This window comes from Pseudarthrobacter sp. WHRI 8279 (assembly GCF_040224115.2).
Lineage (GTDB): Bacteria > Actinomycetota > Actinomycetes > Actinomycetales > Micrococcaceae > Arthrobacter.
This window is the reverse complement of the sequence record NZ_CP168162.1, coordinates 2,195,449-2,209,658: the sequence shown is the minus strand read 5'-3', so window position 1 is coordinate 2,209,658 and position 14,210 is coordinate 2,195,449. Positions and strand designations below refer to the sequence as shown.

At 67.3% G+C, this 14,210-nt stretch carries 13 protein-coding genes; 12 read left to right on the top strand and 1 reads right to left on the bottom strand.

What is annotated here, in order from left to right; genetic code table 11:
- Positions 1 to 11 precede the first annotated feature (11 nt).
- The 5 genes from ABRP28_RS10120 to ABRP28_RS10100 all read left to right on the top strand — a co-directional run bounded on the left by ABRP28_RS10120 (position 12) and on the right by ABRP28_RS10100 (position 5,911).
- Positions 12 to 1,757: a nitrite/sulfite reductase gene (locus ABRP28_RS10120; RefSeq protein ID WP_350004492.1), complete on the top strand. Its 1,746-nt coding sequence runs from the start codon at positions 12 to 14 to the stop codon at positions 1,755 to 1,757.
- Between the two features lie 26 nt (positions 1,758 to 1,783).
- Entirely contained in the window at positions 1,784 to 2,542 is a 759-nt protein-coding gene (locus ABRP28_RS10115; protein WP_374152973.1) for a phosphoadenylyl-sulfate reductase, read from the top strand.
- On the top strand, positions 2,539 to 3,486 hold the full coding sequence (gene cysD, locus ABRP28_RS10110) for a sulfate adenylyltransferase subunit CysD (protein ID WP_350004494.1): 948 nt from the start codon (positions 2,539 to 2,541) through the stop codon (positions 3,484 to 3,486). The genes ABRP28_RS10115 and cysD overlap by 4 nt, the downstream gene beginning before the upstream one ends.
- Positions 3,486 to 4,895 carry a GTP-binding protein gene (locus ABRP28_RS10105; RefSeq protein ID WP_350004496.1) on the top strand — a complete coding sequence of 470 codons (1,410 nt, stop codon included), beginning with the start codon at positions 3,486 to 3,488 and terminating at the stop codon, positions 4,893 to 4,895. Before cysD ends, ABRP28_RS10105 begins: the two co-directional genes overlap by 1 nt.
- 233 nt (positions 4,896 to 5,128) lie before the next feature.
- Entirely contained in the window at positions 5,129 to 5,911 is a 783-nt protein-coding gene (locus ABRP28_RS10100; RefSeq protein ID WP_350004498.1) for a hypothetical protein, read from the top strand.
- A gap of 27 nt (positions 5,912 to 5,938) precedes the next feature.
- Here the strand turns inward: ABRP28_RS10100 and ABRP28_RS10095 are convergent, their stop codons facing one another.
- Positions 5,939 to 6,370: an SRPBCC family protein gene (locus ABRP28_RS10095; RefSeq protein ID WP_350004500.1), complete on the bottom strand. Its 432-nt coding sequence runs from the start codon at positions 6,368 to 6,370 to the stop codon at positions 5,939 to 5,941.
- 83 nt (positions 6,371 to 6,453) lie between these two features.
- On the opposite strand from ABRP28_RS10095, the gene ABRP28_RS10090 reads away from it, so the two are divergent.
- The 7 genes from ABRP28_RS10090 to ABRP28_RS10060 all read left to right on the top strand — a co-directional run bounded on the left by ABRP28_RS10090 (position 6,454) and on the right by ABRP28_RS10060 (position 14,155).
- Positions 6,454 to 7,620: an RtcB family protein gene (locus ABRP28_RS10090; protein ID WP_350004502.1), complete on the top strand. Its 1,167-nt coding sequence runs from the start codon at positions 6,454 to 6,456 to the stop codon at positions 7,618 to 7,620.
- Between the two features lie 206 nt (positions 7,621 to 7,826).
- The gene (locus ABRP28_RS10085; RefSeq protein ID WP_350004537.1) at positions 7,827 to 8,951 is read left to right on the top strand and encodes an ABC transporter substrate-binding protein; all 1,125 of its coding nucleotides are present in this window, start codon (positions 7,827 to 7,829) and stop codon (positions 8,949 to 8,951) included.
- 27 nt (positions 8,952 to 8,978) lie between these two features.
- Positions 8,979 to 9,704, top strand: a complete 726-nt coding sequence (locus ABRP28_RS10080; RefSeq protein ID WP_066278184.1) for an ABC transporter ATP-binding protein — start codon at positions 8,979 to 8,981, stop codon at positions 9,702 to 9,704.
- Positions 9,694 to 10,635 (top strand): ABC transporter permease, encoded by a 942-nt coding sequence (locus tag ABRP28_RS10075; RefSeq protein WP_350004504.1) that lies wholly within the window; start codon positions 9,694 to 9,696, stop codon positions 10,633 to 10,635. Before ABRP28_RS10080 ends, ABRP28_RS10075 begins: the two co-directional genes overlap by 11 nt.
- 198 nt (positions 10,636 to 10,833) lie before the next feature.
- Positions 10,834 to 11,310, top strand: a complete 477-nt coding sequence (locus ABRP28_RS10070) for an SRPBCC family protein (protein ID WP_350004506.1) — start codon at positions 10,834 to 10,836, stop codon at positions 11,308 to 11,310.
- Between the two features lie 74 nt (positions 11,311 to 11,384).
- Positions 11,385 to 12,656 (top strand): uroporphyrinogen-III C-methyltransferase, encoded by a 1,272-nt coding sequence (cobA, locus tag ABRP28_RS10065; protein WP_350004508.1) that lies wholly within the window; start codon positions 11,385 to 11,387, stop codon positions 12,654 to 12,656.
- A gap of 32 nt (positions 12,657 to 12,688) precedes the next feature.
- Positions 12,689 to 14,155: an FAD-dependent oxidoreductase gene (locus ABRP28_RS10060; protein ID WP_350004509.1), complete on the top strand. Its 1,467-nt coding sequence runs from the start codon at positions 12,689 to 12,691 to the stop codon at positions 14,153 to 14,155.
- Positions 14,156 to 14,210: the final 55 nt, after the last annotated feature.

Here is a 14,210-nt window from a genome sequence, read left to right as displayed (position 1 = left end):
ACAGTCGATGCATGACTGATACAGCTCTAGCCGGAGCAACGGCCGATTCCGCTGCCGCGAAGCGCCCGGCCCGCCCGTCCCGTCCCGCCGCGAAGCCGCACGGGCAGTGGAAAGTGGACGGCAAAACGCCCCTGAACGCCAACGAAACCTGGAAACAGGAAGACGACGGCCTGAACGTGCGCGAGCGTATCGAGACCATCTACTCCAAAGAGGGCTTTGACGCCATCCCCGGCCAGGACCTGCACGGCCGGTTCCGCTGGTGGGGCCTCTACACCCAGCGGAAGCCCGGGATCGACGGCGGCAAGACCGCAACCCTTGAGCCGCACGAGCTCGAGGACAAGTACTTCATGCTCCGGGTCCGGATCGACGGCGGTGCCCTCACCACCGAGCAGCTGCGCGTCATCGGCCAGATCTCCGTGGACTTCGCCCGCGATTCCGCCGACCTCACCGACCGCCAGAACATCCAGCTGCACTGGATCCGCGTGGAGGACATCCCGGAGATCTGGACCCGCCTGGAGGGTGTTGGCCTGTCCACCACCGAAGCCTGCGGCGACGTTCCCCGCGTGATCCTGGGTTCGCCCGTGGCCGGCATCGCCAAGGACGAGATCATCGACCCCACCCCGCTCATCGAGGAGCTGGGGGAGCGGTTCATCGGCAACCCGCTGCTGTCCAACCTGCCGCGCAAGTACAAGACCGCCATCACCGGCCACCCCAGCCAGGACGTGGTCCACGAGATCAACGACTTCGCCCTGGTGGGCGTGCGCCACCCCGAACTCGGGGTTGGCTATGACCTCTGGGCCGGCGGTGCGCTGTCCACCAACCCGATGCTCGGCAAGCGCCTGGGCGCGTTCGTGACGCCTGAGCAGGCTGCCGACGTGTGGCTCGGCGTCACCAGCATCTTCCGTGACTACGGCTACCGGCGCATGCGCACCAAGGCCCGCCTGAAGTTCCTGATGGCGGACTGGGGTCCGGAGAAGTTCCGCCAGATCCTGGAGGACGAATACCTGGGCTACAAGCTGGCTGACGGTCCGGCCGCGCCCAAGCCCAACACCCCCGGCGACCACATCGGCGTGCACGAACAGAAGGACGGCAAGTTCTTCATCGGCGCCACCCCGCTGGCCGGCAGGCTCTCCGGCGCCGCGCTGGTCAAGCTCGCCGACACCCTCGAGGCCCGCGGCTCCTACCGGCTGCGCACAACCCCGCACCAGAAGCTCGTTGTCCTGGACGTCGAGAAGGACCAGGTGGAGCCCTTCGTGGCAGAGCTGGACGCGCTGGGCCTGTCCGCCCGTCCGTCCGTGTTCCGCCGCGGCACCATCGCGTGCACCGGCATCGAGTACTGCAAGCTGGCCATCGTGGAGACCAAGTACACGGCCGCCACCGCAGTTGCCGAGCTGGAGCGCCGCCTGGCCGACCTCGCCGCCTCCGGCGAGCTGCCGCACGCGCTGTCCCTGCACATCAACGGCTGCCCCAACTCCTGCGCCCGCATCCAGACCGCGGACATCGGCCTCAAGGGCATGATGCTTCCAACGCCCGACGGCGACCCCTCCCCGGGTTTCCAGGTCCACCTGGGCGGCGGGCTGGCTTCCAACGAGCGCGAGGAAGCAGGCCTGGGACGCACCGTCCGCGGCCTCAAGGTGTACGTCGATGACCTGCCCGACTACGTGGAGCGCGTTGTGCGCACCTTCGTGGCCCAGCGCGCCGAGGGCCAGACGTTCGCCGAGTGGGCCCACGCGGCAGACGAGGAGGCACTCCAGTGAGTAAGCACGCACTTGGAGTGGATCCGGTGGCTGCCCCGGCTGAGGCCTCAGCCCAGGTTGAGGCTGTGGTGGCAACCGCCCCCAGGCTCCGCTCCCACGAAGAACTGAAGGCAATCGCCGAAGCCGGCGCCGCCGAGCTCGGCTGGGACGCCCCCGCCCGGGACGTCATCGCCTGGGTGGAGCGGAACTTCGAGCTGCCCGCCGTCGCCGTCGCCTGCTCCATGGCAGACGCCGTCCTCCCGGCCCTGGTCGCGGACCAGATGCCCGGCGTTGACGTGCTGTTCCTGGAGACCGGCTACCACTTCCCGGAAACCTACGCCACGCGCGACGAAGTGGCCGCTAACCTCCGCGTCAACGTGGTGGACGTGCTCCCGGAGAACACCGTGGAGCAGCAGGACCGCCTCCTGGGCAAGGACCTGTTTGCCCGCGACGCCGCCCAGTGCTGCGCGCTCCGCAAGGTGGCCCCGCTGCGGCGTACCCTCTCCGGCTATGAACTCTGGTTCACCGGCGTCCGCCGCGATGAAGCCCCCACCCGGACCAACACCCCGCTGGTCACCTGGGACGAGGCCAACGGCCTGGTCAAGGTGAATCCGGTGGCTGCGTGGACCTTCGACCAGCTGGTCCAGTACTCGGACGACAACCTCCTGCCCGTCAACCCGCTGCTTTCCCAGGGTTACCCCTCCATTGGCTGCCAGCCCTGCACCCGGAAGGTGGCGCCGGGCGACGACCCCCGCGCCGGCCGCTGGGCAGGGACCGACAAGACAGAATGCGGACTACACGTATGAGCACTTCACTGACCGAGGAGACCCCCCAGGTGACTGACGCCGCCGTTTCCACGCGCCTCTCCAGCCTGGACACCCTCGAATCCGAGGCGATCCATATCATCCGCGAGGTTGTTGCCGAGTTCGAGAAGCCCGCCCTGCTGTTCTCCGGCGGCAAGGATTCCGTGGTGATGCTGCACCTGGCCACCAAGGCCTTTTGGCCGGGCAAGGTTCCGTTCCCCGTGCTGCACGTGGACACCGGCCATAACTTTCCCGAGGTCATCGACTTCCGCGACCGCACCGTGGAGCGCCTGGGCCTGAAGCTCGTGGTGGGCTCCGTGCAGGAGTTCATCGACCGCGGCGAGCTGGCCGAGCGTGCCGACGGCACCCGCAACCCGCTGCAGACCGTCCCGCTGCTGGACGCCATCCAGCAGAACAAGTTCGACGCCGTGTTCGGCGGTGGCCGCCGCGACGAGGACAAGGCCCGCGCCAAGGAGCGCATCCTGAGCCTCCGCGACGAGTTCGGCCAGTGGGACCCGCGCAACCAGCGCCCCGAGCTGTGGAACCTCTACAACGGCCGCCACACCGTGGGCCAGCACGTCCGCGCGTTCCCCATCAGCAACTGGACCGAGCTGGACATCTGGCGCTATATCGAGCGCGAGAACATCGAGCTGCCCGGCCTGTACTACGCCCACGAGCGCGAGGTGTTCGCCCGCGACGGCATGTGGCGCGCAGTGGGCGAGGTGTCCCAGCCGCTGCCGCACGAGGAAGTCATCACCAAGACCGTCCGCTACCGCACGGTGGGGGACATGTCCTGCACAGGCGCCGTCGAGTCCGACGCCTACACGGTGTCCGACGTTGTGGTCGAAGTCGCCGCCTCCACCCTCACCGAACGTGGCGCCACCCGCGCAGATGACCGCATCTCCGAGGCAGCCATGGAAGACCGCAAGAAGGACGGGTATTTCTAATGAGCACGATTTCCGAGATTTCGACAGGCTCACTCACCGAAGGCCTGCCCACAACCCTTTTCCGGTTCGCCACCGCAGGATCGGTCGACGACGGCAAGTCCACTTTGGTGGGCCGCCTCCTTCACGATTCCAAGGCCATCCTGGCTGACACGCTCGACGCCGTTGCCCGCACCTCCGCGGACCGCGGCTTCGGCGGCGCTGCTGGCGGTATCGATCTGGCGCTGCTGACGGACGGCCTGCGTGCCGAGCGCGAGCAGGGCATCACCATCGACGTTGCCTACCGCTACTTTGCAACCGACCGGCGCAGCTTCATCCTGGCCGACTGCCCCGGGCATGTGCAGTACACCAAGAACACGGTGACCGGCGCATCCACTGCGGATGCCGTCGTCGTACTCATTGACGCCCGCAAGGGTGTGCTGGAGCAGACCCGCCGGCACCTGTCCGTGCTGCAGTTGCTGCGCGTGGCGCACGTGATCGTGGCCGTGAACAAGATCGACCTGGTGGACTTCAGCGAGTCCGTGTTCCGCGAGATCGAAGCCGACGTGCAGCAGGTGGGCCGCGAGCTGGGCCTGGGTTCCGATGGGATAACCGACCTGCTGGTGGTCCCCGTGTCCGCCCTGGACGGTGACAACGTGGTGGAGCGCTCCGAGCGGACCCCCTGGTACACCGGTCCGGCGCTGCTCGAGGTGCTCGAGACCCTGCCCGCCGCCGACGAGCTGGAAAGCCACCTGGAGAGCTTCCGGTTCCCGGTGCAGCTGGTCATCCGTCCCCAGGGTGCGCTGGCTCCCGACGCCGTGGCCGCCGGCCTGGACGTGGAGGCCTACCGCGACTACCGCGCGTATGCCGGCCAGATCACCGAAGGCTCGGTCAAGGTGGGGGACAAGGTCTCCGTCCTGACGCCCGGCCAGGACCCGCGCACCACCACTGTGGTTGGCATCGACTTCGCTGGCGCCTCGCTGGAGGAAGCCGCCGCCCCGCAGTCCGTGGCCATCCGCCTGGCGGAGGAATTCGACGTCGCCCGTGGTGACACCATTGCTGCTGCCGGCACCGTCCGTGAAGCCTCCGCCGACCTGTACGCCTCGCTGTGCTGGCTGTCCCCGAAGCCGCTGCGCGAGGGCCAGAAGGTGCTGGTTAAACACGGCACCCGAACAGTGCAGGCCCTGGTCCGCAACGTCGGCGGCAAGCTGGACCTCGCCTCCTTCAAGCTGGAGCCGGCGTCCACCCTGGAACTCAACGACATCGGCAACGCCCAGCTCCGGCTGGCCGCACCGCTGCCGCTCGAGAACTACCTGCACCATCGCCGCACCGGCGCGTTCCTGGTGATCGACCCGCTGGACGGCAACACCCTTGCTGCCGGCCTGGTCAAGGACCACCCGGGCGACCACGAGGACGAGCGCTACAGCATTTGATCTTTCCTTCGAAACCGCGGCTTGTTCGCGAAGCCTGGCCTTGATGGTCCGGATCCGTGAACAAGCCGCGGTTTTGTTGTCCCCGGCGGTGAGTACCGGAAGCAGCCATCAGTGCTGCCCTGTTCAAATCCAAGTACTGGCTACTCGTGCGGGGTGCTGCAACACCAAGACTTAATGGTCAGCGGGGGCACGAGCTTCCTTAGGGACGTGGACGCAACAGCTGAGGAGGCACCATGCCGGCCATCCAAGAGTGGAAAACCCTGGCGGCAGGGCACCTGCGGCGGGACTCCGAGGACTGGAAAATCTCCCCCCGCCACGAGCGGCTGTTCATACTGATCCCCTTCATCATCGCCGTGGTTGCCGCGGCAGCCCTCCCGTTCAAGGACTTCTACCTCTGGCTGGTCAACGAGGACTCCCTGATCGAATGGCTCCAGTTTGCCTGCCTGCTGGCGGCCAGCATCTTCCTGCCCCTTATCACCGTGTACCTGGTCCGGGCCAAACGCTGGGGCATTGCCGCGCTCTACGGGGTTGTGGCACTGGGGGTCTGGTTCCTCACGGGTGAGGAGATCTCCTGGGGCCAGCGCATCTTCGGCTGGGCCACGCCCGAATCCCTGAACGAGGTCAACCGCCAGGGCGAGACCACGGTGCACAACATCCGCGGCGTGCAGGAACTGGTCCCGGCGGCCATGCTCCTTGCGAGCCTCTATGGCGCCTGTGCCCCGCTGGTATGGGCAGGCATCGGAAAACGGTGGGAGAACCTGAAATCCAGGCGCCTGCTGGTCCCGCCGCTGTGCCTGGTGCCGGCCTTCGCGCTGGCCGCCGGCTACCGCCTGTTCCGCCTGCTGATCTGGCCGGAGCCCACCTTCGTTATCTCCGAGTATGCCGAGGCGATGGAGCTGTGCCTGTACTTCGCGCTGGCCATGTTCTGCTGGTTCAACCTGCGCCTGCTGCGCGAGCCGCAGCCGGGGCCGGGCCTGAGGCAGCAGCCCCGGGGCCTGCACCGCAGGACGGCGTAGGCTCCAAGCCCGCCCCAGCGTCCGGCGTTAGCTTTCCAGGACCGCTTTGAGTTTCTGCAGGTCCTTGCTGGTTTGGCGGCGGATCATCGGTGCCATGAACAGCCCTGCCAGCTTGGAGAAACCTGAGGGGCTCCCGGTGTTGCCGAGCGTCATCCGGGTCCCGCCGTCGTCGTCCGTCCACGTGTAGGTGGTCTGCATGGGGAACGGACCCTGGGCCGTCCGCATCACAAGCCGCTCGCCGGGGGCATAGTCGACAAACTCATAGGTGTAGTTGAGCTCGCGGCCCAAAAACCTGGCCATGAAGGCAACCTTGGTGCCAGTGCCCAGCGGCCCGGTGGTCAGGCGCTGCGACTTATGGATGTTCACGTACCATTTGGGCGCGTTGTCCGGGTTGGCTGCGTACTCGGCCACCTCTGTGCGGGGGCGGTTGATGAGGATGTCAGTCTGGACGTCCACCATGATGCGTCTCCTTAGGGGTGCTGTTGTATCGCCGGGGGTTAGCCTAGGAACCACGTTAGTCTTGGCGCGGCTGGAGGCGAAGCATGGAAACGATCAATCCGAAGCTCCTGAACTGGGCGTCCATACTGGATGACAAGACCCGTGAGCAGGCGGTGCAGGCCTCGCAGTTGCCGTTCATCTATCCGCACCTTGCCTTGATGCCCGACGCGCACCTGGGCAAGGGCGCTACCGTCGGCTCGGTCATCCCTACCCTGCACGCGATCATGCCGGCGGCCGTGGGGGTGGATATTGGCTGCGGCATGATCGCCGTCCGGACCCAGTACTCCCTGCAGGACCTTCCCAGGGACAGGAAGAAACTGCGCGAGGACATCGAACGGGCCATTCCACTGTCCGCAGGGCACAACAACAGAAAAGTGCAGGCCACCGCGGAACCACGCATCGCAGAGCTGAAGAGACTGGCCGCTGAAGCAGGTTTCAACCCCGGCCAGTACGTGGAGAAGTGGGACCTCCAGCTGGGATCCCTGGGCTCCGGCAACCACTTCATTGAAGTGTGCGCTGACGAGTCCGACGCCGTCTGGCTGTTCCTGCACTCCGGTTCGCGCGGCATCGGCAACAAGATCGCCCAGCACCACATCGGCGTCGCCCAGCGCGTGGTGACAAAAAGCAAAATCTACCTGCCGGACCCGGACCTCGCCTACCTGGAGGAGGGCACACCGCAGTTCGACCGGTACATCGCCGAGCTGCGCTGGGCCCAGCACTTCGCGCTCCTGAACCGCGAAGAAATGATGGACCGGGTCAGCGCACAGTTCGGCCGGTGGGTGGGCGGGCCCGTCACGGAACTCGAGCGGGTCAACTGCCACCACAACTTCACCCAGCAAGAGGTCCACTACGGCAAGTCCGTCTGGGTGTCACGCAAGGGCGCCATCAAAGCCGCTCCCGGCGATCCTGGACTTATCCCGGGGTCCATGGGGACGTCGTCGTACGTGGTGGAGGGCCTCGGCAACGTGGCGTCGCTGAACTCCTCGCCGCACGGGGCGGGCCGGGAATACTCACGCAACGCCGCCCGCAAAACGTTCTCCCTGGAGGAGCTGAAGAAGGCCATGCGGGGCATCGAGTTCCGGGCCTCGGAGGCGTTCATCGATGAGATACCCGCCGCTTACAAGCCCATCGACGTCGTCATGCAGGACGCCGCGGACCTGGTCACCGTCCGGCACAAGCTGCGGCAGCTGGTCAACGTCAAAGGAAACTGAGCGGTCAAGGGCTAAGGGGCGCCGCACGTTCGCCGGAACGCTGCCACCGCGCCGGAGCGGAACGGCGAGCGGGTACCGTTCCGGCGATCCGGCGGACAGCGTCCGAATATGACGCTAGATGAACCCGCGTGACCCCCCGTTTCCGCGTCATTGAACGGGTTTGGGGCACTCCCTATGGTGAAACAATGACTAGTTCCAAGCCCGGGATGACCCGCATCGTGGCAGGCGAGAGCGCGGTACCCAAGCGCAAGCGTGCCATTGAGGCTGCCCTGGCCATCGGGCTGGTCCTGCTGATCGCCGTTGGCGCCGTGGTGGCCTCGACTGTTTCACGCAACACGGAGGCGCAGGCCGCTGAACCCACGCCCGCCGCTGAGCTCAAACTGGGGTACTTCGGCAACGTCACCCACGCACCCGCGCTGGTGGGCATCAAGCAAGGCTTCCTGTCAGAGGCCCTGGGCAGCACCGCGCTCAGCAGCGAAACATTCAACGCCGGGCCCGCGGCTATCGAAGCGCTGAACGCCGGTGCTATCGACGCCGCCTACATCGGCCCCAACCCGGCCATTAATTCCTTCGTCAAGAGCCAGGGCCAGTCCGTGCGGATCATCGCCGGTGCCGCCGCCGGCGGTGCGCAGCTGGTGGTCAAGCCGGAGATCAACTCCGCCGCGGACCTTGAGGGCAAGACGCTTGCCTCCCCGCAGCTCGGCGGCACCCAGGACGTCGCCCTCCGCGCATGGCTTGCGTCCGAGGGATACCAGACCAACGTGGACGGCAGCGGCGACGTTGCCATCAACCCCACAGAGAACGCCCAGATACTCAAGCTGTTCCAGGACGGAAAGCTCGACGGCGCGTGGTTGCCTGAGCCGTGGGCCTCGCGGCTGGTGCTCCAGGCCGGAGCGGAGGTCCTGGTGGACGAAAAGGACCTCTGGGACGGGGCCGGCACGGGCAAACCCGGCGAGTTCCCCACCACCGTCCTGATCGTCAACCAGAAGTTTGCCGCCGACCATCCGGAGACCGTCAAGGCACTCCTGGCCGGCCACGCGGAGTCGGTGGCCTGGCTCAACGAGGCCCCTGCGGCGGAAAAGGCCACCGTCATCAACTCCGCCCTGCAGGAATCGGCAGGGGCAGCCCTCGCCGACGACGTCCTGGCCCGGTCCCTGGCCAACATCACCTTCACCCTGGACCCCCTCGCCGGAAGCTACCCGCGGCTCCTGGAGGACGGCGTAGAGGCCGGCACCACCAAGCAGGCGGACATCACCGGCCTTTTCGACCTCCGCCCGCTCAATGGAGCCGCAGCAACCAAGATTTCAGCAGCCGGCCTCGGCCGGGACTGATCCACCCCCCTACCTAAGGACGGCACCATGCCAGTCGTACTGGAACACCTGGGCAAGCGCTTCGGCGACGGCGCCCCGGTACTGGACGACGTCAACGCCACCATCGGGAAGGGCGAGTTCGTTGCCCTCCTCGGTGCCTCCGGCTGCGGCAAATCCACCCTGCTGAACATCATCGCGGGACTGGAACCGCCGTCGTCGGGCGCCCTGGAAGTGCCCAGCGACGGTGCCGCCTTCATGTTCCAGGACGCCGCGCTGTTCCCCTGGCTGACCGCCCGGGAAAACATCGAGCTCGCCCTGAAACTCCGCGGCGTGGGCAAGGCCGAGCGCAAGGCCAAGGCCCAGGAGCTCCTGGAACTGGTGCACCTGGGCGCGGCGGGGGACAAGCGCCCGCACGAGCTCTCCGGCGGCATGCGCCAGCGCGTGTCCCTGGCGAGGTCCCTGGCGCAGGACCGCCAGCTGCTGCTCATGGACGAGCCGTTCGCCGCGCTCGATGCGATCACCCGCGACCTGCTGCACGACGAGCTGGAGCGCATCTGGAAGGAAACCGGGCGGACCATCGTCTTTGTGACCCACAACGTCCGCGAGGCCGTGCGGCTGGGCCAGCGCGTCCTGCTGCTGTCCTCCCGCCCCGGCCGCGTGGTCCAGGAATGGGCCGTCACCGAGGAACACCGCACCGACGCCGGACTTGCCGGCCAGCTGACCGGGGTCATCACCGCCCGGCTCAGGGAGGAGATCCGCCGCCATGCCAAATAAGTCCCTGTCCGGCTCCGCGCCGGCGGCCAGCGAAGCCCCGCACATCCATGCCGCACTCACCCGGACCTCCACCGGCAACGAGGACCTGCGGGAACTCGAATCCGGGCTCGACTCCCTGCAGTCCGACGCCGCGCGCAAGAACCGCATCGACTGGAGCCGCATCCTGCTGCCCATCGCAGCTCTGGTGGTGCTGGTACTGATTTGGCAGTTCTATGTTTCGCTGGGCTTCAAGCGCCGCGACCAAGTCCCCGGGCCGCTGGATGTTCTGGGCCAGATGGGTGTCCTCTGGAGTGAGGGCAAAGTGCAGGAGTCCGTGTGGACCTCCCTGCAGCGCGGGCTGGTGGGCTTCGTCATTTCGGTGGCCATCGCCACTCCGGTTGGCCTCCTGCTGGCCCAGGTGGCGCCGCTGCGCCGCGCGTTCGGGCCGCTCATTTCGGGCCTTCAAGTCCTGCCCTCGGTGGCCTGGGTGCCGGCCGCGATCATCTGGTTCGGCCTCACCGACGCCACCGTGTACTTCGTGGTGTTCATGGGCGCCATTCCGTCCATCATCAACGGGCTGATCTCAGGCGTGGACCAGATCCCGCCGCAGTACCGGCGCGTGGGCACCGTCCTGGGCGCATCCCGGCTGGAGATGGCACTGCAGATCATCCTCCCGGCAGCCCTGCCCGGGTACCTTGGCGGGCTGAAGCAGGGCTGGGCCTTCTCCTGGCGTTCACTCATGGCCGCGGAAATCATCGCGGTGGGCGGCACCATCGGCTTCGGCCTGGGCTCGCTGCTGGACCAGGGCCGGCAGCTTTCCGACATGGCCGTGGTGATGTCGGCAATCCTGCTGATCCTCGCCGTCGGCATCCTGATCGAACTGCTGGTCTTCGGGCCCATCGAGAAGCGGCTCCTCCGCAGCCGCGGGCTCCTGGCCGGCAGCACCCGCTAAGCACCCCCGCTTTCCGTAACCCGCAGAGCCCGACGGCGACCTCCCGCCGTCGGGCTCTCTGCTTTTCTGCGTCTTGCTGGCGCAACTGGGGCACATTGACACGGACACGCCGGCAAACCCGACCGCCTGGTGCCAGACCGGGACCATAGTGCCCCACGACCGTGCCGGGCTCAGGCCCCGGAGTGGCAGACTGGCCCCATGACCGCCAGTTTTGTGTGCCGAACCGCGTCAGCCTTGCCCCCGGAGCGGCTGTTCGACCTGGCCCGCAGCGTTGACGCCCATGTGGAGTCCCAGAGGGGCTCGGGCGAGCGGGCGGTGGCAGGGGTGACGTCCGGGCTGATCGGTGCGGGGCAGGAGGTCACCTGGCGGGCCCGGCACTTCGGAATTCCGCTGACCATGACCAGCCGCGTCACCGCGTTCGACTTCCCCCGCAGCTTTACGGACGAACAAGTGAAAGGCCCATTCAGGTCCTTCCGCCACATCCACGAATTCGAGCCCACCCGCGGCGGCTGCATCATGACGGACCGGGTGGAGTTCACGGCGCCGTTCGGCCCGCTGGGGCGCGTGGTGGAGCGGCTGGTCCTGCGCCCGTACCTGCAGCGGCTCATCACGGACCGCGGAGACTTCCTGGCTGGCCCCGCAAGGGAGCACGACGGCGGGCGGCAGGCTTTGTGACGCAGCGTTACCTCACGTGAACTGGTGTTGCTGCCCCTTTGTTGGCATCTGTGACGCCGCCCTACCGTTGATTCATGGCAATTCAGGATATCTACCCCACGGCGCTCCGCCTCCTTGGCCGCCCCGTGCTGGTGGTCGGCGGCGGCCCCGTTGCGGCCCGCCGCGCCAAGGGGCTGCTGGACGCCGGTGCACGGGTCACCGTCGTGGCCCCCGTTGCCTCCGCCGCGCTCAAGGAACTGGCCGACGCCGGCCTCCTCACCTGGGAGCCGCGCCCTTACCTTTCCGAAGATGTCGACGGCGTGTGGTTCGTCCAGACCGCCACCGGCGATTCCGCCGTGGATGCGCAGGTGTCGGCCGACGCCGAGGCGCAGCGCGTCTGGTGCGTCAACGCCTCCGACCATGAAGCCTCCGCAGCCTGGACCCCGGCTGTTGCCGAAGTGGACGACGTCAAGATCGCCGTGAACGCCGGGGGAGACCCGCGGCGCGCCATGGCCGTCCGCGACGCCGTCGCCACCGCCCTGGAAACCGGCGACCTTCCGCTGCGCCGCCGCCGCGCGCACCGTGGTTCCGTGGCACTGGTTGGCGGCGGACCCGGCGACACCGGCCTCATCACCGTCCGCGGCCGCCGCCTCCTGGGCCAGGCCGACGTCGTGGTGGCAGACCGCCTGGGGCCCCGCGAACTCCTCAACGAACTGGCTCCGGACGTCCGTATCATCGAAGTGGGCAAAACCCCGGGCCACCACCCGGTGCCCCAGACCGACATCAACCGCATCCTCGTCGAGGAAGCCCAGAACGGCCACCGCGTGGTCCGGCTCAAAGGCGGGGACCCGTACGTGCTGGGCCGCGGCGGCGAAGAGGCCGAATACTGCAGGCAGCACGGCGTCGAGGTTGAAGTGGTTTCCGGCGTCACGTCTGCGATCTCCGTTCCAGCCGCCGCAGGTATTCCCGTAACGCACCGCGGCCTGGCGAAGGGCTTCAGCGTGGTCACCGGACACGAGGAACTCTCCGAAGTCCCGGCCCGGGCCGACCACACCATTGTCCTGCTGATGGGTGTTGGCCAGCTGCGCGAATCCGCGTCCGCCCTGGGCAAAGCCGGCCTGCCATCCGGTACGCCAGTTGGTATCGTGGAAAACGGCTACTTGCCGGACCAGCGCGTGACGATTGGCACGCTCGGTTCCATTGCAGACCAGGCGGAAGCCGCCGGCGTCGCAAATCCCGCAGTAATTGTCATCGGCGACGTTGTGCGCGTGAGCCCCTTCGCGCCGTCGCACTTCAAAACCGCTGACTACAGCACCACCACCCCGAACAGCCCCCGCACCAGCAAGCCCCGAGTCCTCACCACCTAGCCCCGCTGGACCGAAGAAAAAGGAACACAGCCGTGTCATCAAGCACCACCGTAGGTTCTGCCGAACGTCCGCTGCGCGTCGCCGTCGTGGGCTCCGGCCCGGCAGGCGTCTACGCCGCGGACATCCTCACCAAGAGCGAAGCCGTCAAGAGCGGCGAGCTGACCGTGAGCATCGACCTCTTTGACCGCTACCCGGCACCCTACGGCCTGATCCGCTACGGCGTTGCCCCGGACCACCCCCGCATCAAGGGCATCGTCAACGCCCTGCACAAGGTCCTGGACCGCGGCGACATCCGCTTCTTCGGCAACGTGGACTACGGCACCGACCTCACCATCGAGGACCTCCGCACCCACTACGACGCCGTCATCTTCGCCACCGGTGCCATCAAGGACGCGGACCTGAACATCCCCGGCGTCGAGCTGGAAGGCTCGTTCGGCGGCGCGGACTTCGTCTCCTGGTACGACGGCCACCCCGACGTGCCGCGCGAATGGCCGCTGGACGCCAAGGAAATCGCCGTGATCGGCAACGGCAACGTGGCACTGGACGTGGCCCGCGTCCTGTCCAAGCACGCGGACGACCTCCTGGTTTCCGAGATCCCCGACAACGTCTACGCCGGCCTGAAAAACTCCCCGGTCACCGACGTCCACGTGTTCGGCCGCCGCGGCCCCGCCCAAGTGAAGTTCACACCGCTGGAGCTGCGCGAGCTGTCCCACTCCAAGGACGTTGACATCATCCTGTACCCGGAGGACTTCGAGTTCGACGAGGAATCGGACCGCCAAATCCAGACCAACAACCAGACCAAGACCATGGTGGGCACGCTCACCAACTGGATCGCCGAGCAGCCCGAGGACCTTTCCGAGCTTAAGGCTTCCCGCCGCCTGCACCTGCACTTCCTGCACAGCCCGGTGGAGATCTACGACGACGCCGAGACGCCGGGCAAGGTTGCCGGCATGCGGTTCGAGCGCACCGAGCTGGACGGCACGGGCAACGCCCGCGGAACCGGGGAGTTCGTGGACTACCCGGTCCAGGCCGTGTACCGCGCGATCGGCTACTTCGGTTCCGCCCTGCCGGAGATCGAGTTCGACCACACCAAGGGCGTCATCCCAAACGACGGCGGCCGCGTCCTGGATGCCGCCGGCACCCACGTGCCGGGCATCTACGCCACGGGCTGGATCAAGCGCGGACCGGTCGGCCTGATCGGCCACACCAAGGGCGATGCCCTGGAGACCGTGACCTACCTGCTGGAAGACCGCGAAAACCTCCCCGTGGCGCAGGCACCCCAGGAAGAAGCCGTCGTTGAACTCCTGGATGCCCGCGGCGTGCAGTTCACCAGCTGGGAAGGCTGGCTGGCCCTGGACGCCCACGAACTGGCCCTCGGCGCAGCGGCCACCGAAGCCGGCGGATCGCATGGTGTGGAGGTCAAGCGTGAGCGCATCAAGGTGGTGCCGCGCGAGGACATGGTGAACATCTCCCGCGACGGCGTGGCAGCACAGGTCTGACGGACAAGGGTTCAGGCGTCAGGAAAGCCGGCAGCGTGGGATCATTCCCGCTGCC

Excerpts from the sequence above, each read along its gene's own strand:
- ABRP28_RS10095 (WP_350004500.1), bottom strand. The coding sequence starts at position 6,370 with ATGGTGGACGTCCAGACTGACATCCTCATCAACCGCCCCCGCACAGAG.
- ABRP28_RS10100 (WP_350004498.1), top strand. The coding sequence starts at position 5,129 with ATGCCGGCCATCCAAGAGTGGAAAACCCTGGCGGCAGGGCACCTGCGG.
- ABRP28_RS10120 (WP_350004492.1), top strand. The coding sequence starts at position 12 with ATGACTGATACAGCTCTAGCCGGAGCAACGGCCGATTCCGCTGCCGCG.
- ABRP28_RS10075 (WP_350004504.1), top strand. The coding sequence starts at position 9,694 with ATGCCAAATAAGTCCCTGTCCGGCTCCGCGCCGGCGGCCAGCGAAGCC.
- ABRP28_RS10085 (WP_350004537.1), top strand. The coding sequence starts at position 7,827 with ATGACCCGCATCGTGGCAGGCGAGAGCGCGGTACCCAAGCGCAAGCGT.
- ABRP28_RS10070 (WP_350004506.1), top strand. The coding sequence starts at position 10,834 with ATGACCGCCAGTTTTGTGTGCCGAACCGCGTCAGCCTTGCCCCCGGAG.
- cysD (WP_350004494.1), top strand. The coding sequence starts at position 2,539 with ATGAGCACTTCACTGACCGAGGAGACCCCCCAGGTGACTGACGCCGCC.
- ABRP28_RS10090 (WP_350004502.1), top strand. The coding sequence starts at position 6,454 with ATGGAAACGATCAATCCGAAGCTCCTGAACTGGGCGTCCATACTGGAT.
- cobA (WP_350004508.1), top strand. The coding sequence starts at position 11,385 with ATGGCAATTCAGGATATCTACCCCACGGCGCTCCGCCTCCTTGGCCGC.
- ABRP28_RS10105 (WP_350004496.1), top strand. The coding sequence starts at position 3,486 with ATGAGCACGATTTCCGAGATTTCGACAGGCTCACTCACCGAAGGCCTG.
- ABRP28_RS10080 (WP_066278184.1), top strand. The coding sequence starts at position 8,979 with ATGCCAGTCGTACTGGAACACCTGGGCAAGCGCTTCGGCGACGGCGCC.